Source organism: Neptunomonas qingdaonensis (assembly GCF_900113275.1).
In the GTDB taxonomy this organism is placed as follows: Bacteria; Pseudomonadota; Gammaproteobacteria; order Pseudomonadales; family Balneatricaceae; genus Neptunomonas; species Neptunomonas qingdaonensis.
This window is the reverse complement of the sequence record NZ_FOOU01000004.1, coordinates 277,977-298,213: the sequence shown is the minus strand read 5'-3', so window position 1 is coordinate 298,213 and position 20,237 is coordinate 277,977. Positions and strand designations below refer to the sequence as shown.

The window sequence follows — 20,237 nt, the reverse complement described above, 5'->3', positions numbered from 1 at the left end:
TCTTGTGTTCCTGTAATATAAGGAAACTATTCTGAATGGCATAATCATGTCGGAGCCTACAGCAATGGCAGTAAAAAACTGTTCATATCACAAAGCTGCTTACAATAATCTGGCGTTCGATCATACATCATAAACTCGCCAATGCCGATTTCAGGGAGGTGCTGTTGATCAAAATTATTATCTGTGTGGTTTTGGTCTGTTTTTTGCCAGTTTGGCAGAAGCTTTTTGTACTGAGCGCTTTATTCGGTTTATCCTGTATAGCCAGTAGGAATCCGGGGACAGTTTACTTAATTCAGCCTATTTAGGATCAGGTTTTCTTTACGTAATACACGCTTTGTCGCAACATCAAACAAGATCTTCCGTATGCTGTATAGGGTCGAAAGCGCCTTAAATTGCGTGGTCCAACCTATTCTAGGTTAGTGCTTCGGGAAAGTTTGAATCGCCACTAGTTTGGTAGACACCTATTAGTTAGATAAAATGGCTAACTAGAGAGGTGCTTATGAGCAGTAAACGATACCCTGAAGAATTCAAAATTGAAGCCGTACGACAAGTCACTGAACGCGGCCATAGCGTTGCTGAGGTCGCAGTCGTCTCGGTACCACCACACACAGCTTGTATGCATGGATAAAAACATACGGCCCTGAATCCAATACGTTTAAAAAACAGTCGGACGAACACGCTGAGCTACAGCGGTTACGTAAAGAGTTAAAACGCGTGACTGAAGAGCGGGATATATTAAAAAAAGCTGCTGTAGGTTCGCGAAGCAGTCCGACTGAGGTATACCTTTATTAAGCATCACAAGGACTTCTGGCCTGTTCGGCGGCTCGATGTGCACCCCAGCGGCTTCTATGCTTGGCTGGCTGTTCCCAAGTCATCGCGCCAACAACAAGATGACAGGCAGTCTGGCATCATCAAGCAGTGTTGGCTGGAATCAGGGTGCGTCTATGGCTATAGAAAGATCCACAGCGATATGCGAAGTATGGGTGAGAAGGTCGGTATTAACCGCGTACATCGGCTGATGAAACTATCAGGGTTGAAGGCTCAGGTCGGCTACCGTAAACCCCGATACCGAACGGAATCATCACATATCACCACCGCCAACACGCTGGATCGTCAGTTTACAGTTCAGATGCCAAACCACGCGTGGGTAACCGATATTACGTACAGTGTGCCCATAGTTCAGGGCGAGCATGGATGCTCAAATGAACCACGAGTCTATTTAAAATAGGTGAACCCGCTGACAGGAGCTAGCGGATTCATCTCAATGGCTGATTGTGCAGCCACTGAATCTGAGCGGCAGTGACTTACCGTATGCTGGTAAGGTGATGTAACCCGCTAACAACGTGGAGTGAGGCGAGTTCGTTAAGCCAACATGCTCCTCAAGGCTGAGTACTGGACGGATGAAGAACATGAACCGATTAACACGCATCTATGGGCTGAAATGTCGCCATTGCCTACACGAATTAACAGGCAATATGACTGCTGTTTCTCAGTGATAATTTTCCCTGAGAGACCGATATGCAGAGTAAAATGTATGTGCTCAGCATTGGATAAACGTAATAACACAGCTCTACGTTTAGGCGTCATCACCCTACAGAAAGATAGGGCTAAAGACTGCGATCGGCATCCACTCCAATATGCTTGAGTTCAGATAGATAAACTGGGGAAGGTCTGTTTGGCTGTTAAGAGAGCACGACCCCGATGACAAGCAGATTGGCGGAGCGCTCGTAGTAGTCCGAGCTGGGGAAAGCCCAGCGCATGGCGAAGGGGCGCAGCTTAATTGATTTGCGTAGGCAGATTACCTGGCCTAACGAGGTGAAGACCTTTGATAATCAGCGAAATGCAGCGCAAATTAGCAACATGGACAGCAACGGACAAAAACCGCAGGGTTGATCGTCTCTTGCGTCTAATTAGTCATCCTCGGTGGCTGGAACATGCTGCCAAGATCACTCTGTCATCACGTGGAGCGCTCACTGCTGGTGTCGATGGAATTACCAAAGATCGCTTACAGTTGGGGCTGAATGATTACCTGAAAACGATCAGAACAGATCTACTATCGGGTAACTATCAGCCGCTACCCGCAAGGCGAGTGTATATCCCGAAAGCAAATGGCAAGCAGCGCCCACTGGGCATACCCACTCTGCGAGACAGAATTGTGCAACGCGCCATGCTCATGGCGATGGAGCCTATATGGGAAAACGATTTTCACTCGTTATCCTATGGTTTCAGACCTGAGCGCAGCGTCCACCATGCTATTCGAACGGTCAAGTTACAACTGACTGACTCGAATCAGAGCAAAGGGCGCTGGGTAATCGAAGGAGATCTGTCGAGTTATTTCGGCACCGTTCACCATCGCTTACTGATGAAGTGCGTGCGCAAGCGAATCAGCTGTGATCGCTTCAATACACTACTCTGGAACTTTATCAGAGCAGGGCATATTGAGCGTAACCTATTCTGCGCAACCAGTGAGGGCGTGCCACAGGGCGGGGTTATTTCTCCTCTGCTGTCGAATATCATGCTCAATGAATTCGATCAGTACTTGGAAAAATGCTATCTCAGTAAGAAGGCCCGTAAAGATCGCTGGTATTGGAATCACAGTATCAAGATCGGGCGGAAACCTGCCATTGATGAAAACAGGCAGTGGAAGCCTGCCGTTGCCTACTGCCGCTACGCCGATGACTTTGTAGTTATTGTCAAAGGTAGCAAGCAGGAAGCCGACGCTATTCGTGATCAATGCCGTGATTTTCTGGAAGGTAAACTAAAGCTCACCCTGAACATGGAGAAAACCCATGTGACACACGTGAACGATGGTTTTGTGTTTCTGGGTCACAGGATTATTCGAAAGCGCGGTCCCAAGGGTAACATGCGAGTGGTCTCTGGAATTCCGAAGGATAAGGCCAAGGCTTTCACTCACTCATTGAGTAAAGCGCTGTCGGCTGACTATAGTGTCAGTAAGATCGATAAGGTGGAAAAGCTCAACCAGAAACTCAAAGGCTGGGCGCAATTCTATCGACACACTGATTTCACCGCCAAGGTTTACAGTAAGATTGATCGGATTATCTTCTGGAAACTGGCGCATTGGCTGGCTCGAAAATACCGTTGCAGCGTCAAATCATTACTGAGGAAGTGGTGTAAACGGCCAGAGCCAGGAAAAGCTAAGACTTGGGTTTTATTCGGCAAAACCGGCTTGGGTTACTTATTTGGAGCTGCGTTATACCACTTGGTTAGCAGCCCCAAGTCACCCTTTCGCTGGCGGCTACCAGAATCAAATCCATATCGTAGAGTTGAGATCAGAAATACCGTCACATCTCGCTACGCTGATGTTGCAATGGCCGTTGGCCGCGATTAAGTGGAGAGCCGTATGCGCTGAAAGGTGCACGTACGGTTCGGAGAGGAGAAGCAGGGAGATAGTTCGACTACGCCCTGCCTCTTACTCTACTCCCCACGCGGGAGGGTTGGTTATACCTGGCCGTTATCATCGACCTGTATTCCCGTCGTGTGGTGGGTTGGTCAATGCAACCACGCATGACCAAGGAGTTAGCATTAAACGCTCTGTTAATGGCAGTCTGGCGGCGTAAGCCCCGTTCAAAAGTATTGGTTCATTCTGATCAAGGCAGTCAATATACAAGCCATGACTGGCATGAATTTATTAAGGATAACGGACTAGAAGGAAGCATGAGTCGTCGTGGAAATTGTCACGATAATGCCGTCGCTGAAAGCTTTTTTCAGTTACTAAAACGGGAACGAATAAAGCGTAGAATCTACAATACGCGTAACGAAGCCAGACAAGATATTTTTGATTACATTGAAATGTTTTATAACAGCAAGCGCCGACATGGTTCCAATAATATGTTGCCGCCTATAGAGTATGAAAACCAATTTGAAAGACGGCTTGTAAGTGTCTAGAGAACTAGTGGCGATTCAGATATTACCCCGCCACAGCTATTAGCAGTATTGCGCCGAGTTGAAGCTCGTGGTGCTATAGAAAGTGCACACAGGATAAAGCAGGTCACAGGTCAGGTGTTTCGTTATGCAGTTGCGACAGGGAGGGCGAAACGAGATATTACTCCTGACTTGAAAGGGGCACTGGCTACACATAAAACACAACATTTCCCTGCCATTACCGATCCTGCTAAAGTAGGCAAATTGCTCCAGATGCTCGATAGTTATGAAGGGACGTCAACTGTGCGTGCAGCGCTAAAATTTGTACCTTTGGTTTTTGTCCGGCCTGATAGGCTATTACCATCACTGGATGCGAGCCAATACAAGCATTATGGTAGGGCTGGCGTTTCTTGAATATGTATCTGATGTTTTTGAGGTTCGTCTAAACTGGCCTAGCTAAAGCAAAGGTTGGCTGAGCTCTTCACCCGACGCGGCATTTACAGTTATACCATTGGGAAAGTCACGGCTTAAGATACCTACATTCAGTTCGACTCTATCTGATAGTTCATCAATATCCTAGAGTTATAGTCAACGCTATTAGCGGCTCCGAATAGCGCCGCCAATCTGTCGTGCATTACCCCTGTGTTAGTTAAAGTTATTCAATCCTCATGATGCTAGTTTGGGAGACACCGCTTCTGACTGATGTATAAATCATAGCCGTTATGCCGCCTATCTCAATAGTGAAAACCTTTTGGCCTACCCAAGGCGTGTACTGGATGGGCGATCCTTCTAGGGCGATAGCAGTTTGTATGTTGGTTTCTAAATCCAATACGAACCATTTGCCCTTGCTGCTGCCGTACATGTATTGCCTCAGAATAGATCCCGAAGCGCCCCAATTCGGTATATACACAAGACCTTGTAATTCATTTTCATATCCGTATCCGGCCGATGGAGTGTCACCTGTGATATAGGTGACAGGCCCCCACGATTCCGCTGCCATATCAAAGATCTGATATCTGTTTTTGTAGCCGATAGCGATAATTTTGTCAAAGCCGATTTGCGTTAATGCATGACCTCCATTCCAGTTAATATCGTCGTAAGATGGGGCAGAAATATTAACCACTTCAGGCTTAGATGGGTCGGGAATTTTATGCCAGCCACCCCACTCGTTGGCTTGTTTAAGCGCTCCATACACCACGTCACCATATGCGAACGCATAGTTGTGTATATCCGGCGTTATGTGCGCGCCATTTCGACTCCACTCTTCAATTTTGTATTCCTTAGTTACAATATTATACGCGAAACGCCTATTTCGAGTAGTCACCAGCCAGTCGCCAGACTTGAATACTCCTCCATAAGTATGCTGCGATGGCGGTCTTCCATCAGGGAGCGTGTAACCGCCATGATACTTAGTAAAACTCCCGGAGTTTTTGTAAGAATCTGACCACTCATATCCAAGAGCGTCTGGATCTGATGGCATTGACTCAACAGACCATTTCAGCTTGTTGATATCTAACTCCCATACCCCGTTCATAGAACTGTCTGCATGCCCTCCTCCCCAGGGAATCCATGCTTTTTTCTGTACCGGATCGAGTGCTTGACCTACCCAAGCATAGAACGTACCAGCCACTTTTCCGTTACCGTAGTCATCAGAGGCAGGGTTAAAGCCTTTTGAAATAAGATCAGAGGTTAGTTCCCCCACAGGATCACTACCCGTGATGCGATGAACTATCGGATTCTCTTTAGTAGCGATAGGCAATTGCTGCCAACTTGCATCAACCACAATCCCATCTGCATTTCGCCCCGGAGTCCAATTAAAGTTAGATATTGGTGTTAGCTCAACAGTGTATGGATATCCAGAAGGATTGTTTTTGTAATCCCATACATCACCACGGTCATTAATTTTTTCGTGTAAAGCATCGGCAATAATATCTGCTCCATCAATTCCGTTCCTTGCCGCCATTGCCGCCCAATGAGCCGCATACTGCGCTCTGTTTGCATAGGTGAATGTTTGCCCACCGACTGTCCCATTTACTGTCAGCAATTTGCCTTCAGGCCAGTCTATGTAGGCCTGTACATTCATTTTGCTTAATGGATACGGAGTGACTCGCTCCCACGAATCTTTAACAGTCTCACCAGCTTTAGCTGCCCAAGCGCGTGCAGTACCATAGTTGGTTATTTCTGCGCTTTGGCCTAGTTCAGAAGCGCGTTCATAAAACCATAAATGATCAGCATCAACAGCTTTCCAGCCCCAATAATCTATTCTTCGTTGCAACTGGACAAAATGCCATTTACAAATAGGTAGCCAATCAGTAAAACCAAGCTGGGCAACATAGTTGATCACGATACCCATCATCGACTCCTGCCATCCGGTAAAACCAACAGATTTGTATGTCGTCGAATTAAATTTAAGTACCCGCCATGTATCATATGCGGGATCACTATTGTTTAACGCCTTGTTAGTTAAATATGTTTTAGTGAAATTTAATGCATCTATGTAGTACGTCTGGGTTGTCAGACCTTTTTGCTGTAGATACGCAAGCTGTGCCAAATTACGCAAAGACCATGCGAAATACCGGCCTGACTCGTACCAGTTTGCAAACTCATTAACAGGAACGCCCATCTTAGAGGTTACACGAATATATTGATCCTCCATATGCGCGATGTACTTAGCATCCCCTGTCATTAAATACGGTAGCCAGTATAGATTTGGAAAGTGCCCAAAACTAAAAGTGGAGGGCATTGCTTGATCAGCAGTAGCGTTGATTAGCTCAATATTTACATCGACTCCTGCAATAAACGCTGCATGGTCATCTGGAAATAAACCGATTTCGGGACGCTCCCCCGTATTACCCGACCAGTCAATACTTGTATTAACGTTTCGTGTGTATGTGGATATGTCAAACTCTGGCAACAGCTTCATTAATTTAAGCGCTGCGAGATCTCCATAGGGGATCTCAGTGGGCGGTGTAACCTTCCCTAAATACGTATTTTTATCCTGAAACGAACCAGAATACGACGTGATACCGGATAGCAGTGTTTCGTGAACCACGGATTGAGAGTTAGCTTGAATAACCTCATTTACTCTGATCGATACTTTCGCCTTATTCGAGGCATCTTCATCATTAGCAGTCACTTTGTCGCCTTGGACATTGGCAGAGTTGACTCCAGAATTATATTGAGCTGCATATCCTTGCTCAGCAAGAGGTTTCCAGGCTAATAAAGCGCTGTCATAACCCCCAACTTGCGCAACCTTTAGGCCTATTTTAAAGTCCTTGGAATAAGCTATTGGTATACCAAAAATCATCATTAACGATAATATCGAAGCAATCCTTGGTAACATAAATATCTCCCTTTATAGTACAGTTATTTTGATGTTCTTGCATATTAGCATTAACAATGTACTGAATATCATTAAAAATAATGTGATGAAATTAACTCGATTAAATTAATATACACTCAATAATTTTACTTTTATCAATAAGGTATTGTCATTTCTCATTTAGAGCATAATTGTTTCTCAGAATAGTGGAATGGAAATAAAAAAGCAGCCTTTCGATCAAGTCTCCGGCATATGAGTGCCTCCATTGGGCTAAGCAATATACACCTGGAGCAGAGCGCTTTGCGTAACGGAGCTGAAGATGAGAGCTCAGCCGAGTATTTTAGTGAGTGATAACCTGATTAGCGATCATCTAAAGATACAGAGATGCTAAATTTGATTGGTGATACAGTGATCTTTCGGCGCTTTAAGAAGTAGTGAGAAGGTAGGTAAGAAAAGTGATTGGAAGAAAATTTAAAAATATTATTAATTATATTTATATACATTCAATTGGTTAGCGATGCTATTAGATAGAGCTAGGCCCACCAATATAAATACATTTTCACGGTTTGCTTCGCTTCCAGCGTAAAATTTAAAATTGAAATTTTGAAGTGTGTCACTAACCTTTAGCAATAAGGTTGATTATGGCTGCCCGTATCCCTCATGCCGGTTTCTATTATCTTCGCTTGGACATTGGCTTATGGAGCGAGGAGAAGGTAGAGGTAGTCATTAATAATGCTTTTATGTCTTCCTCACTTTCCTCAAACTGAGAACAACCAAAAAAATAACTTGTTCTAAATCCCCAGCCAACTATATGTCGGGTTATAAATAACCCATTAATAAGCATCTCAGTTCAACTCAATTTAAATGTCTGTATTAATTGAAAAATATCCAATATTTGTTAAAGATTTTATCGATTCTATATTTTTTAGTGGGTTTTAATTGACCCATATTTTGGTTTTTAATAAATACTTATCAATGAGTTATCTTTGGCCCGTTTTTTGTATATTACTTATTAAAAGTTATTTATAAACTGTTTATTTGTGGATTTTTATTAATTTAAATACAAGGAGATGTATTCGGGCATTATCTCCTTATAGGTTCCTTTTGAGGTGACGTGCTTGATGGTATATCTTCTGCGCAGTACTAACAAGTTAGCTGCATTAGAAAAAAAATAATACTGAAAGATGTATATTACACTAAACGAAATAAAGGAGAGATAAGAATGCCTGTAAATGAAATTGCTATTTTAACTGCAGCATTCTCTGGGTTCTGTATGGTGATCGGAGGAATGCTGCTTATATGGAAAGGCGCTATCACACTCGCGGGTACCGATTCAACAAAAGCGTTAAGTATTGAATGGAAACAGGATCTCAAACTTAGTACGCAAGCACCTGGTATTGCTTTTTTTTTAGTTGGATTAATTTTCACTTCTGTAGCAATATATTTTTCTAAACCTGAACAAACTGATCCTATTTATATCTCTGGCAAAATTGAGAACATTTCAGAACAGGTCACTGTTACTGCCATGCCACTTAACTGGGTTGTGAAGTCAGGCACAAACGGAAAAATCGAAGGGAAATTTTCTCCAGACATTGAAATACTTGCTCTTAGGTTTACAGCACCAGGATATAATGAAGAAGTTCATCCTCACAAATTTAGCGATTCCAGTCATAAAATAACGCTTACAAAACCTATCCAGCTCATCAAGGCTATAGATGAAATAAAGCCATCTAACGCTAACATTATACCTATTCCTAAAAATTTGCCGCCTTTAACCTCAGTCCCTTCGTTTGGTACCTAGCAATGAAAACGCACATACGTTCTTATCTGTTTTTTTTGATAGTTCTAGTGACTAACATGTCACATGCCCAACAACAAACCACAGTCGTCCAAGGATCTCTATGCAGCAAAGCACAGCAAGGCGCTCCGGCACCGGGACTCACCGTTTCATTGGTACACCCAAAATTTGGAAGAAGTACACCCGTTTATACCGATCGGGCAGGGAACTTTTGGTTTAGTGGTATTCCGATGAGTAATATACCTTACTATTTAGAAGTTTATTGGGGGCAAAATATCATTTACCGTAATACATTAGTTATTAATCGCCCCATTCGACTTCCAAAAAGATGTCTTTAGTTAAGTCGTCGATAGTAGACTACTCAAGCAAAAAAACTTAAGCGTGAATTCGTGGTTAATGACGTTATTAAGTAGTATTAGACATCTTTCGGCCAATATTTCAGGCTATAAGGAGATGCGCAGGGGCAGCTTATTACAGTTCAAAGCTGCCCGATTACTTAAAAGGCCCGGGGTTATGGGGCTGAGTCTCTTGAATAATACGTACTTCGCGTTGTGGGAATGGAATTTCGAATCCATTTTCGCGCATCGCTTCAAAGATCGATAATAAAAGGTCTCCACCGACTCGGTTTTTACCATCATCAATGCCTTCCATCCAGAACTCTACAAACATGTTAACGCCCGAGTCTCCAAAGCTATCAATTTCACAATCAGGACGCTCTTCTATCGGTAGTTTGTCACCGCTCATCACTTGAGGGTGTGCAGCGACTGTTTCCTTAATGATTTCAACGAGTTTACGGATATCGGAGTGGTAGGCAACCGAGAAATCAACGCGATAACGTTGCTGTTTATTCTTGTGTGTCCAGTTAATAAACGTCGAGGAGATGAATTTTTCATTAGGCACCATGATGTCTTTGCCATCGTAGGTCTCCAATGTGGTTGAACGCAAGTTGAGCTCGCGAACGGTACCGGTTTTACCATCTTCCATTTCAATGTAGTCGCCGAGTGATAGCGAGTTGTCTAGTAGAATGATTACGCCTGAAATGAAATTAGAGGCAATAGACTGTAAGCCGAACCCTAAGCCGACACCTATTGCGCCGCCCAATACAGCTAAGGCTGTCAGGTTAATACCCATTACTTGTAATAAGAGCAGGAAAACTACTACATAGACGGCAACTTCGAATATTTTTGCTGCAAGCTCACGGGTACGAAAATCTAATTGTTCCTGTCGGCGAATGAGGTCTTTACCTGTGCTGTTGGAGGCACGGCCCATCCAAAAGAGTAGCGTTCCGAATAATGTGACTCTGAGCACACCGTAGGCCGTAACGTTAATATTGCCTACGGTAATTGAGATGGACTCAAGCACCAAAATGACATGATCTAATAACCCCGTGAGATGTAGAAAAAGTATAGGAAAACCGACGAACCTGAGTAATCGTGCTGCAATTCTGTTTTTTACAAAGTTCGTGATGACTGAGTTAAAGAGTAATAGCAGGGCTATCGTCAGGGCTGTTTCCAGAAGCCAGCCTTCACGCAAAGCCGTTTGCCCCAGATCTACAGACATACGGAGTAATAAAATAGCTAACAGAGGAAACAGCAAGTGCCCTAATTTGAATAAGAGGGTACGGTGGGGAGGGGTGCTTGCTGGATCCGGGGCTTTACCTAAAAAAGAGAAATACCGACGCAGCTGGTTATTGATAATATAGGCGACAGCGTAAACCGCTAAAATCATACCGAGCTGGATATAGGTTTCTTGTTTATCCAGCACGTTTAGTATTTGCTGGCCGTAACTGGTAATTAGACTTTGCAGTTGTTCAGGAGACATGCCTTACTTCTCTTTATGACAGTAGTCAGATATAGATTATTGTTGTAAGCCGGGCGTAAAGCAACGATCTGTTTCTGCTTGTATCGGTATATTTAAGTAGATTGCTACTTTTGGGTAAGCGCAGGTCATGATATCTGCGTGTTATGGCGTGTTATTAACTGAATGGAAGCTCTGAGGCCGGGGTGTAATCCCTGCCGGGAAAACTTCGGGGGATGGTCTCGCTCTGCGTTACTCCCCCCGAAGGTTTCTGTTAAATGCTACTTGACGTCTTTCCAGGATTCCCGATCAATATTAAGGTCGCTGTATTGCTCTACATCTAATACCGGATGTTCTACGCCGGACTTGAGCTGTTTCCTGTAATCATTGAGTAATCTCATTCCTATGGGGAACAACATAGTTAGCGCAATCAGGTTGACTATTGCGAGAATCCCCATCATGGGATCGGAGAAAAAGAACACGGAAGTTGCCGCCGGTGCCGTTGCTCCGATGAGTACAAGTCCCATCACGCATACCCGCAGAACGTTAATTGCGACAGGTTTGCTAGTCAGGAAGGAGAGGGCATTTTCACCCAGATAATAATTGTAAATTATCGAGCTGAAGGAGAACAACAGAATCGCGAAAGTGAGAAAATACTGGGCCCACTCACCTACATGCGATACGAGGGACTGTTGGGTCAGGACAACACCGTTAACGTCTTCTGCGCCTGGCACATAGACATCTCCCAGTAAGATGATAAACGCCGTACAGGAGCAGATAATGATGGTATCAATGAATACCGACAATGATTGCACGATCCCTTGGCTGATAGGATGTCTTACATAGGCTACCGCCGCGACGTTAGGTGCAGACCCGAGTCCTGCCTCATTGGAAAACAGTCCGCGCCTCAGACCTTGCGCAACCGCGGCTCCCATTCCACCACCCACCGCTTCCTCAATACCAAAAGCGTTTTTAACAATCATGGCAATGATTTCTGGTATTTCAGTAATATTGATGGCGATGACGATCAATGCCATACCAATGTAGCCGATCGCCATAACCGGAATGACTACATCAGCGACCTTGGCAATTCGTTTGATACCGCCGAAAACAATAAAGCCTGTCAGGATAGCTAAGCCGATACCTGTCCACATTCTATCAATACCCAGGCTATCCTGAGCTGCAGCAGCTACCGTGTTGCCCTGAAAGGCGTTAAAGCCAAGGGCAAAAGATGCAATCAGACAGACAGAGTACAGGACAGCCAGCCAGCGAAACTGTTGACCCAAGCCGTGAGTGATATATCGGGCAGGTCCTCCTCGATACGTTCCGTCCTTCTGTGATTCTTTAAAAAGCTGTGCCAGTGAGCACTCAAATAGACTGGTTGCCATGCCCACCAGAGCGATTGCCCACATCCAGAAAACAGCACCGGGCCCTCCCAATGTGATGGCCACTGCTACACCCGCAATGTTGCCGCCGCCGACTCGACCACCGACACTGACGAGAAGCGCTTCACGGGAGCTGATGTGACCAGCTGATTCGGGTTGCCCTCCTGATGACAGCACACGAAACATGCGACCGAAGAACTGGAATTGAACCAGTCCGGAAATAAGCGTGAAGAAGATGCCTAATATGACGAGAAAGGGAATCAGTGACCATCCCCAGGTCACATCACCAATATAACCAAACAACGTTTCCAATAATTCCATTTTAGTTTCCTTTTTAATGAAGTTTCATGGGTTGGGACGTACGTTTTAGTGTGTTAAGCAATAGCATAATTCTGGGGAGTATTCAGCAAAAAATTATGACAGCCGTTGGGCGGGCTATCTATAGCAGATAGGGGGCTTTGCTAAGCGATACAGTTTGATCCTGATCATTAATTGGCTAGATAATAATTCAAAGCACGTCGCTAGCACGCTTCTTAACGGATAGTTCTTACTATCGTTATGAGTGCAAATGATCCATATTGAATGTTGGGCTATAACATGGCTGAATATATTCAGATTGATGAATTTAGATTGAGAGATCATGTCGGTGGCATCTTGATCTCTTTTTTTATTTCCCGGTACATCAATTAACACCAGTTATCGCGCCAGATTTCATGCTGTTATTGGCGACATGAGTTTGATTAAGGTGTATCTGAGCAGGGTCGATTTATGAATTACTTTATAAAAATAGTCGTGGTTATGTTTCTTCTGGATATTCCACTGAGTTTTGCACAAACTCAGCAAGAGCATGTTCATCACATGTCGCATTCTGTTATGCCCTTTGATATGTCAGAGACTATTCATATTTTTAACATGACCGAAGCGGGTGGTATACAGCGAGTGATTAGCAGAAATGATGATGCGGTTCATCAGATTACGCTCATTCAGCAGCATCTGAAACGTGAAGCTGAGAAATTTAAACGTGGTGATTATTCTGACCCGGCAGCATTGCATGGGCAGGCGATGCCCGGATTGAAGGAGCTTCAGACGGCAGGGGCAGATATTAATATTTCATATGCAGATGTGCCGCTTGGCGGACAGATTACATTTGAAACAACCAGTCTGCGCTTGTTAACCGCTATACATCGCTGGTTTGGTGCGCAACTATCTGAACACGGTGCAGATGCTAAGGCTGAGTGACATAAATCGAAAGGGATATAGATGCTGTTATCGTTAGGTTTTGCTACGTTTCTGCTCGTTCTGGTTACCTTGTTGCCTGTATGGCGGCACCCACATTGGCTCGTTCGTGGTATGGACTTTCCGCGTATGCAATTCGCGGTGCTGGCAATCATACTGTTACTGGCTGAATTAATATTTCTGGATTCTGGACATCAAACAACATGGGTGCTTTTGGCTCTGACAATGTCTTGTCTTGCCTGGCAGTTATGGTGGATTCTGCCTTACACCTCGTTATGGACTGTGGAGGTGTTGACGGCAAACGAATGTAAAGCCGATTGCCATCTTAGTATAATTACATCTAACGTACTGACGCCTAATCGTAACGCGAAGGCGCTGATTGCGCTGGTCAGAAAGCACACTCCCGATGTGTTGGTGACCCTGGAATCTGATCAATGGTGGCAGGACCAGCTCGATACGCTGCAGTCTGAAATGCCTTACAGTATAAAGTGCCCGTTGGATAACCTTTACGGAATGCATGTGTATTCCCGATTGCCGCTTGAGGAGGCAGAGATTCAGTTTTTAGTTGAGGATGACGTCCCCTCAATACATGCATTATTGCGATTAAAAAGCGGAGATGGCGTACGAGTTCATTTTTTGCATCCGGCGCCACCAAGCCCTACAGAAAACCCGGAATCTGCTGAACGCGATGCTGAGTTGGTGATGGTTGCTCACAGTATTGAAAACAGCAACCAACCGATTATTGTCACGGGTGATCTGAATGATGTTGCCTGGTCTGCGACCACGCGGCTTTTTCGTAAACTCAGTGGTTTGTTGGATCCGCGCGTGGGGCGTGGAATGTTCAATACATTCCATGCCGGCCTGCCGTTCGTTCGTTGGCCGCTAGACCATCTTTTTCATAGTGAACATTTTACCTTGCGATCCATTCAGCGTTTACCTCCGATCGGCTCGGATCACTTTGCACTGCTGACTGAGCTATCTTTCACGCCACAGCAGGGCGAAGATCAACAAGGTTTAGAAGCTGACAACAGTGACTCTTGCTGGGCTAACGCTATTGTTAAATCAAAGAATGTTAGCCGGGCGGACGTCCCCAAACCGGGGGAGTGAAGTGTCGGTATGTATTGACGCAGCTACTGGGTGTTAGTGGACGATTGTTATAATCACTTTCCCCATTGTCTGACGCGTCCTACATCAAGGTGTACAAAGTCGCTACGGGTATAGAGGCCAACGCCACCCCCTTGTAACTCTAAAGCAGCTTGATGTAGGTGTTTTATATCGACACCGGGCAGGCGAATGTCAATCGCTTTACCTTGCATATGCAGGCTTTTTTTAGCCACTTTATTACTACGTTGGCTGAGCATGGCGTTTGTTTCTGGTGAGCGATAGCCGGAGATAACGTGGAAAGGATTGGTGGTATCCAGTACGTTTTTCAGGTCATGCAGCAGTGTTAATAGCTGAGGATCCATCTGGCCTATCTGGTTATTACGGTGATCACGTAACAGATAGTTAATATTATCCAGGCTTTCGCTTACATAGTCCCCGCCAGAATAGAAGGTGGTTTTGAGCGCTTCGCCGGTATGCAGGTTCTGGAACATCAATGTTTTATCAAATGATGGTGTTTGGATATTCGCTCGCGCCGTTGAAGAAACGGCCAGGCCGGCGGTGAATAAACCGATATGGCGTAAGAAAGATCGGCGTGACAGGTGATGGGAACGGTTGTGTTTGTTCGGCATTTTTCGCTTCAGCTGCTCAATAATGGATGTTGGATTAAAGCCTGCAATTATGCCTAATATCGGCCGGTCTGTATATTAATTAACCATATGTTTTGCTTTGCTTTGCCTTAATCGACTGCACTTAATTGATTTTCTTCACTTTTAAACTTTGCCAGATCGCTCATGTCACGCTGATAGATGTCATCCCGAAAGTTTATCTTGCCGTTATCATCTAACCAGGCTGTCCAATAGACAACATACAGCGGAATGGGCTCACGGAGTGGAATATTAAGGGTGTCATCGGTTTGAATTAGCCTGTCTAATTGCCCCTGCTCGGGTCGGTTAGCCAGCGTTAATAACGCATCAGCCAGATCTTGTGCCTTTTCTAAACGGATGCAGCCTGAACTAAAATCGCGTCGTGTATGGCTGAATAGCTGCTTGGCGGGTGTGTCATGCAGGTAGATAGCATATTGGCTTTGTGATAAAAATTTGAATTGTCCCAGTGTGTTTCTTTCGCTGGGGGGTTCATATAAGCGCAGATAATTTGCGCCTTGATACAGGCTGGCAGGATCCACTTGATCGGCAGGAATAACACGACTGTTTGGCCCCCAGCCAGCGCGAATCTGTAAGTTGTGCTTACTCAGGTAGCTAGTGTCTAGCGCCCACTTGGGCAATATATCTTTGAAAGCGATGCTTTTAGGGACATTCCAGGAGGGATTTACAACCAGCGTATTGATAAGGGTATCAAACACGGGTGTTTGGCGTTTTTTACGGCCTATGATGGTTTTCATATCAAGCGTGACGAGGCCCTGCTGATATAACCTGAGTTTGAACTCTGGAATGTTTACCCGGATATAGTGTGGCGCAGCAGGGGTACCAAAGCGTTGCTGGCGCGCCATATTGACTATAATTTGTTGCGCTCTTTCCGCAGGCGATATGTTGAGTAAGCGACGCGAGTGACGACCAAGAATACCATCGGCTTCAGCCCCATGGCGGGATTGAAAATCTGAGAGCGCCTGAAAAAGCGCATGATCAAATAGCTCTGGATTTCCTAACAGTTCTGGGTTTTCTATCAGTAAGCTATTGGCTTCTATGTCTCCAAGTAATTTGAGTTGCTGACGTATCAGAGGTATGTGTGGATGGATATCATTTACGCGAAGCGAGGGGCCCGGGGGGATCTGAGGCCATTCGCCAGCGCTCTCCAGAGTGTGATAAAAATCCATTGCAGCGCTGATGTCCGCAAATGATTTTGCCTTAACGCTGTAAGGCCAGACTAGACATGATAATGATAGTATCAATACTATCAGTTTGTTATGTGACATCACTATTCCCACCGGCTGTGGGGGCATCAGGTTACAGATGGCCTCCCATGCCAATTACACTCTATTCAGGATAGACCTGATTCGGTGAGATGGATACTTAACAAGCCTCTTTACAGCTCTCTTTACAGGTAACAGGCGGTGGTTTAATCCGAGTTTCTATGCGTTTCACCTATTTTTTTATCTAGGTGTTACTCGTACGCCGTCGTCCACCTCATCACTCGGATGGTTGATGACTTTTTCACCTGCCTCTATACCTTTGAGTACCTGAGCCATTAATCCGTTCCGTTGTCCTATGATTATTTCACGCCGTCTGGCATAACCATCTTGCATAACAAACGCGGCCCAACCGTTGTGATAACGAAATAGGCTGCTTGTTGGAATTTGTAACACCTCTTGCTGTTGCCAGATGATAAAACTGGCTTCTACACGATAACCGTCGCCGAGGCGTTGCCATAGCGCATTAGGTGAAGTGAAATCAGAAATGATCAATACGCGCTGTTCTTCCACACCCAGTGCTGAGATTTTAGTTGAGCCGGTCGGTTCAATGATACGCACAACCCCAGTGAGCGGCTGTTCGCCTCCCCAGCGATCAAATGTAACCTTCATACCCGGTGCTATGCGTACGGCGTCGGCTGACAGTACATCGACTTCGATTTCCAGGGCAGTGGGATCACCTATTTCCAATAGAGGCTCACCGGTCACAACGGGCCCTTCACACTGGCGTGCGATTTTAAGAATTTTTCCATTGATAGGGGAGCGTACCAGTACTCTTTCTTGGTTAGTATTCTCTGCTGTGTTGAGCGATTCATCCTGGCCGGATGCCGAGTATTGCAGCATGGTGCGGGCTGCTTCACGATCGTATTCTGCAACTTCTACTGTGAAGTCGGCTGAGCGTTTTGCCGCAGACGTGGTTTGTACCGCCGTGTAGGCTTTGTCTATTATCTCGCGGGAGATCAGGCCTTTATCGGCCAGCGGTTGTAAGCGGTTGCGTTCAAGAATGGCTAGCTGTGCCGTGGCTGCAGACGCCCGAGCCTGTTCCTGAGCGGCGCGTAAGGCCGACTCAGCAGAGGCTAAGCGCGCTTCTGCCTGTGCGCGGCTACGAGGATCCAAGCCTTGCGATTCCAGGGGCGTAATGCCTAAGAGGACTTGTCCCTGTGTAACGCTATCGCCAACGTTAAGCTGCTGCCGGCAGGTTACGCCATTAACCGGCGCTGCAATAACATAGCGGTCAATAACCCGGGTACGCCCTTCTTCTTCAATGGTGATGGTCAGGGGGGCGTATCTGGCCGGGAGGACGTCAACCAGTATTGGTTTTGGCCAGAATCCCCAAATGATCAAGCCGGTTACCAGAATAGCGATCAGTGCAACTACAGGGTGCTCTCGTAACAGAGGACGCATCAGCTTACTCCTTACTCTTCAATACAGCTACCATATCCAGATGCGCTAAGTTACGCCATATCATGGCGGCAGAAATCAACGCGGAGACAATCACCACCAGTGCGGCGAAGGCAAATACATCGCGATCAAGTACTAATGGGATGCGGTACAGATCGCTGTCGAACTGAAAGGCCAGAAAAGCACACAAGCCATAACCTATGAGCAACCCGAGTGGGATGGCGAGCAGGGTTAATAGTCCCAGTTCGCCGAGAAGAATGTAGGCCACTTCACTACGCCGAAAACCCAGTACCCGTAAGCTGGCGAGCTCACGGTTACGCTCAGATAAAGCAATACGCATGCTGTTGTAGATCACGCCAAACGCGATGCTTGAACCGAGTAACGTTGAGATAAAGGTAAAAAATAAGATGGTCTCGGCCATGGTGTCATAAAAAGATTCAATAGCTGATCGTTGTTCGATAACGCCTGCAATGCGGGGCATGTTCTTGAGTGCGATATAGACCTCTTTTTGGTAATAGGCATCGACCTTTAACCATGCTCCCGATATTGCATTACCCTCTTTCAACAGGCGGTTGAGGGCGTCTTGTTGCATATAAACATTAACCCCCATATATTCTTTGGCGGTGCCAACCACGAGTGCCTGTACTGTTGGGCGGTTACCTTCTAACACCTGCATGCTGAGCATGTCGCCAGGTTTGATATGCAGTAGTTCTGCCAGATAATCGGTCAGAATAACCCCCTGATCAGGTAGATCTATGGGCTCTAAACGGCTATCGAGCAGGCGTAACAGATCGCCGTTTGGCTGAATCCCCTGCACGCCGGTCCGGTAAAAGCGGTGCTCAAACGTTAGCTTAGCGGGTACGGCTCTAAAGCCCTCTACCTGTTCTACACCGGGTAAGCTGCGTAACGAATGCAGTGATTTTGCAGAGGTAGGCTCAGTATAAATAGCCGTCAGGTCGCTACGTTGGCTCATGCCAAACTGCACCTCCACCATGTGATTGATAGCACCTTCCTGAAAACCGCCAACCATCATGGTGCCACACGCCATACTGATGCCTAATGTGGTTAAAAATGACTTAAGCGGTCGGCGTTCAATATGGCGGATAATCATGCGGGTTGGTTGTGAGAACCAGTGTTGCAGCCCCCAGCGTTCGATCATAAGAGGGCGATAGATAGCTGGTGGTTCAGGTCGCATACCTTGGGCTGGCGGTAAAGCGGCCGCTGTGCGCAGCGCATATAATGTGCCGAGAATGGCGACGCTGATGCTGATGAGCGCGGCGGCAATAACCACCTGTGGTTTGAGCACATAAATCAAATATGGCAGGCTGTAGAGCTGCATATAGATGTTGCTCATGCCTTTACCCATCCAGATGCCTGTGCCGATGCCTGCGATAATTCCGATGCTGACGATCATCAGCACTAGCTTGCTGTAATGCCAGCCTATGGCAAAATTGCTGTAGCCAAAAGCCTTGAGAACGGCGATCTGCTCACGTTCAAGGCTTATTAAACGACTGGTAACAACATTCAAAAGAAAAGCGGCAACACCAAAAAAGATGATAGGAAATACCGTGGCGATAGTTTTTTGTTGTTTGAGCTCTTCGGACAAAAATCGATGTGACAGTTGGTCTTTGCGGCCAAAGGCACCGGTGCCACCGTAGGGCTTTAACAGCTCATCAAGCTGGTCGATAACATCTTGTTCGTTACTGTCTTTGCTCAGGGTCAGTGCGACGTTATTAAAAGCGCCTTCCATATCGTATGCACTGGCGAGCGGTTTGCGGGCCATCCAGACAATACCGTAGCGCATAGCGTCAGGAAACATGGCGCCGGGAGCAATCTGATACATATACTCAGGTGAGAGTGCGTGCCCGACGACGGTCAGTGATTTGCGCCGACCATTAATGGTGGCGCTCAGTTTTGCGCCAGATTGCAGTTTATGGGCACGGGCAAACTCTTCGCTGAGGAGTATTTCGTTGTCGCTACCCGACCCCAGTAAGCGACCCGAGCGTAAATAGATCTGATTTAATAACCCAGGGCTGTTCTCTGGCAAAGACATTAGGTGAGCACTAACTGGATCATCAAAGCCGGCTACATCAATATTGACGTAAGCGATGACACGGTGCTCCACTCTTTCAACGCCCGGTATTTCCTCTATCCTCTTTATTAGTGAGAGCGGGGCGCGCTTTAGTGATGCAAACAGGTGAGCAAAGTGGTTGTTGCGATAATAGGATTCACGAGTTTCAAACAATGAGTCCAGTGTGCTGAGTGACATGATGAAAATGCTGACACCGCCGACTATGACCATGGCAATGGCGAGTGCTTGCATACGCATGCCCCACAGTTCGCGCCATAGTTTTTTGTCGAGTGCTTTCATCTTTGCATAACCTCACC

12 protein-coding genes and 2 pseudogenes are annotated in these 20,237 nt (G+C 45.9%); 7 read left to right on the top strand and 7 right to left on the bottom strand.

Features of this window, described 5'->3' with window-relative positions; all coding sequences use genetic code 11:
- Positions 1–499: 499 nt before the first annotated feature.
- The 4 genes and pseudogenes from BM099_RS20660 to BM099_RS08275 form a co-directional block, all read left to right on the top strand.
- Positions 500–1,165: pseudogene (locus tag BM099_RS20660) on the top strand (IS3 family transposase); the annotation flags it as partial.
- Positions 1,166–1,825: 660 nt separating this feature from the next.
- A complete protein-coding gene (gene ltrA, locus BM099_RS08285; RefSeq protein WP_090726627.1) occupies positions 1,826–3,349 on the top strand; it encodes a group II intron reverse transcriptase/maturase in 1,524 nt (507 codons plus the stop codon).
- Between the two features lie 80 nt (positions 3,350–3,429).
- Positions 3,430–3,906 (top strand): annotated as a pseudogene (locus tag BM099_RS08280) (IS3 family transposase); the annotation flags it as partial.
- Positions 3,907–3,927: 21 nt separating this feature from the next.
- Positions 3,928–4,296, top strand: a complete 369-nt coding sequence (locus BM099_RS08275; protein ID WP_415860145.1) for a tyrosine-type recombinase/integrase — start codon at positions 3,928–3,930, stop codon at positions 4,294–4,296.
- 241 nt (positions 4,297–4,537) lie between these two features.
- On the opposite strand, the gene BM099_RS08270 is transcribed toward BM099_RS08275, so the two are convergent.
- Positions 4,538–7,225, bottom strand: a complete 2,688-nt coding sequence (locus BM099_RS08270; protein WP_090726623.1) for a hypothetical protein — start codon at positions 7,223–7,225, stop codon at positions 4,538–4,540.
- Between the two features lie 1,201 nt (positions 7,226–8,426).
- Between BM099_RS08270 and BM099_RS08265 the strand changes: the two genes are divergently transcribed.
- Entirely contained in the window at positions 8,427–9,005 is a 579-nt protein-coding gene (locus BM099_RS08265; RefSeq protein ID WP_090726621.1) for a hypothetical protein, read from the top strand.
- A gap of 489 nt (positions 9,006–9,494) precedes the next feature.
- Here the strand turns inward: BM099_RS08265 and BM099_RS08260 are convergent, their stop codons facing one another.
- Positions 9,495–10,823 (bottom strand): mechanosensitive ion channel family protein, encoded by a 1,329-nt coding sequence (locus tag BM099_RS08260; protein WP_090726619.1) that lies wholly within the window; start codon positions 10,821–10,823, stop codon positions 9,495–9,497.
- A 257-nt stretch (positions 10,824–11,080) separates the two neighbouring features.
- Positions 11,081–12,505, bottom strand: coding sequence for an alanine/glycine:cation symporter family protein (locus BM099_RS08255; RefSeq protein WP_090726617.1), 1,425 nt, complete (start codon positions 12,503–12,505; stop codon positions 11,081–11,083).
- Between the two features lie 447 nt (positions 12,506–12,952).
- Here BM099_RS08255 and BM099_RS08250 point away from each other — a divergent pair, with 447 nt between their 5' ends.
- On the top strand, positions 12,953–13,423 hold the full coding sequence (locus BM099_RS08250; RefSeq protein WP_198064179.1) for a hypothetical protein: 471 nt from the start codon (positions 12,953–12,955) through the stop codon (positions 13,421–13,423).
- 21 nt (positions 13,424–13,444) lie between these two features.
- Positions 13,445–14,527 carry an endonuclease/exonuclease/phosphatase family protein gene (locus BM099_RS08245; RefSeq protein ID WP_090726615.1) on the top strand — a complete coding sequence of 361 codons (1,083 nt, stop codon included), beginning with the start codon at positions 13,445–13,447 and terminating at the stop codon, positions 14,525–14,527.
- A gap of 53 nt (positions 14,528–14,580) precedes the next feature.
- Here the strand turns inward: BM099_RS08245 and mepK are convergent, their stop codons facing one another.
- The 4 genes from mepK to BM099_RS08225 form a co-directional block, all read right to left on the bottom strand.
- Positions 14,581–15,153, bottom strand: a complete 573-nt coding sequence (gene mepK / locus BM099_RS08240) for a peptidoglycan L,D-endopeptidase MepK (RefSeq protein WP_090726612.1) — start codon at positions 15,151–15,153, stop codon at positions 14,581–14,583.
- 107 nt (positions 15,154–15,260) lie between these two features.
- Positions 15,261–16,454: a L,D-transpeptidase family protein gene (locus BM099_RS08235; RefSeq protein ID WP_177201118.1), complete on the bottom strand. Its 1,194-nt coding sequence runs from the start codon at positions 16,452–16,454 to the stop codon at positions 15,261–15,263.
- Positions 16,455–16,631: 177 nt separating this feature from the next.
- Positions 16,632–17,852 carry an efflux RND transporter periplasmic adaptor subunit gene (locus BM099_RS08230; protein WP_090726607.1) on the bottom strand — a complete coding sequence of 407 codons (1,221 nt, stop codon included), beginning with the start codon at positions 17,850–17,852 and terminating at the stop codon, positions 16,632–16,634.
- 4 nt (positions 17,853–17,856) lie between these two features.
- Positions 17,857–20,220: an ABC transporter permease gene (locus BM099_RS08225; protein ID WP_090726604.1), complete on the bottom strand. Its 2,364-nt coding sequence runs from the start codon at positions 20,218–20,220 to the stop codon at positions 17,857–17,859.
- Positions 20,221–20,237 lie beyond the last annotated feature (17 nt).

Excerpts from the sequence above, each read along its gene's own strand:
- BM099_RS08270 (WP_090726623.1), bottom strand. The coding sequence starts at position 7,225 with ATGTTACCAAGGATTGCTTCGATATTATCGTTAATGATGATTTTTGGT.
- BM099_RS08265 (WP_090726621.1), top strand. The coding sequence starts at position 8,427 with ATGCCTGTAAATGAAATTGCTATTTTAACTGCAGCATTCTCTGGGTTC.
- BM099_RS08260 (WP_090726619.1), bottom strand. The coding sequence starts at position 10,823 with ATGTCTCCTGAACAACTGCAAAGTCTAATTACCAGTTACGGCCAGCAA.
- BM099_RS08255 (WP_090726617.1), bottom strand. The coding sequence starts at position 12,505 with ATGGAATTATTGGAAACGTTGTTTGGTTATATTGGTGATGTGACCTGG.
- BM099_RS08250 (WP_198064179.1), top strand. The coding sequence starts at position 12,953 with ATGAATTACTTTATAAAAATAGTCGTGGTTATGTTTCTTCTGGATATT.
- BM099_RS08245 (WP_090726615.1), top strand. The coding sequence starts at position 13,445 with ATGCTGTTATCGTTAGGTTTTGCTACGTTTCTGCTCGTTCTGGTTACC.
- mepK (WP_090726612.1), bottom strand. The coding sequence starts at position 15,153 with ATGCCGAACAAACACAACCGTTCCCATCACCTGTCACGCCGATCTTTC.
- BM099_RS08235 (WP_177201118.1), bottom strand. The coding sequence starts at position 16,454 with ATGTCACATAACAAACTGATAGTATTGATACTATCATTATCATGTCTA.
- BM099_RS08230 (WP_090726607.1), bottom strand. The coding sequence starts at position 17,852 with ATGCGTCCTCTGTTACGAGAGCACCCTGTAGTTGCACTGATCGCTATT.
- BM099_RS08225 (WP_090726604.1), bottom strand. The coding sequence starts at position 20,220 with ATGAAAGCACTCGACAAAAAACTATGGCGCGAACTGTGGGGCATGCGT.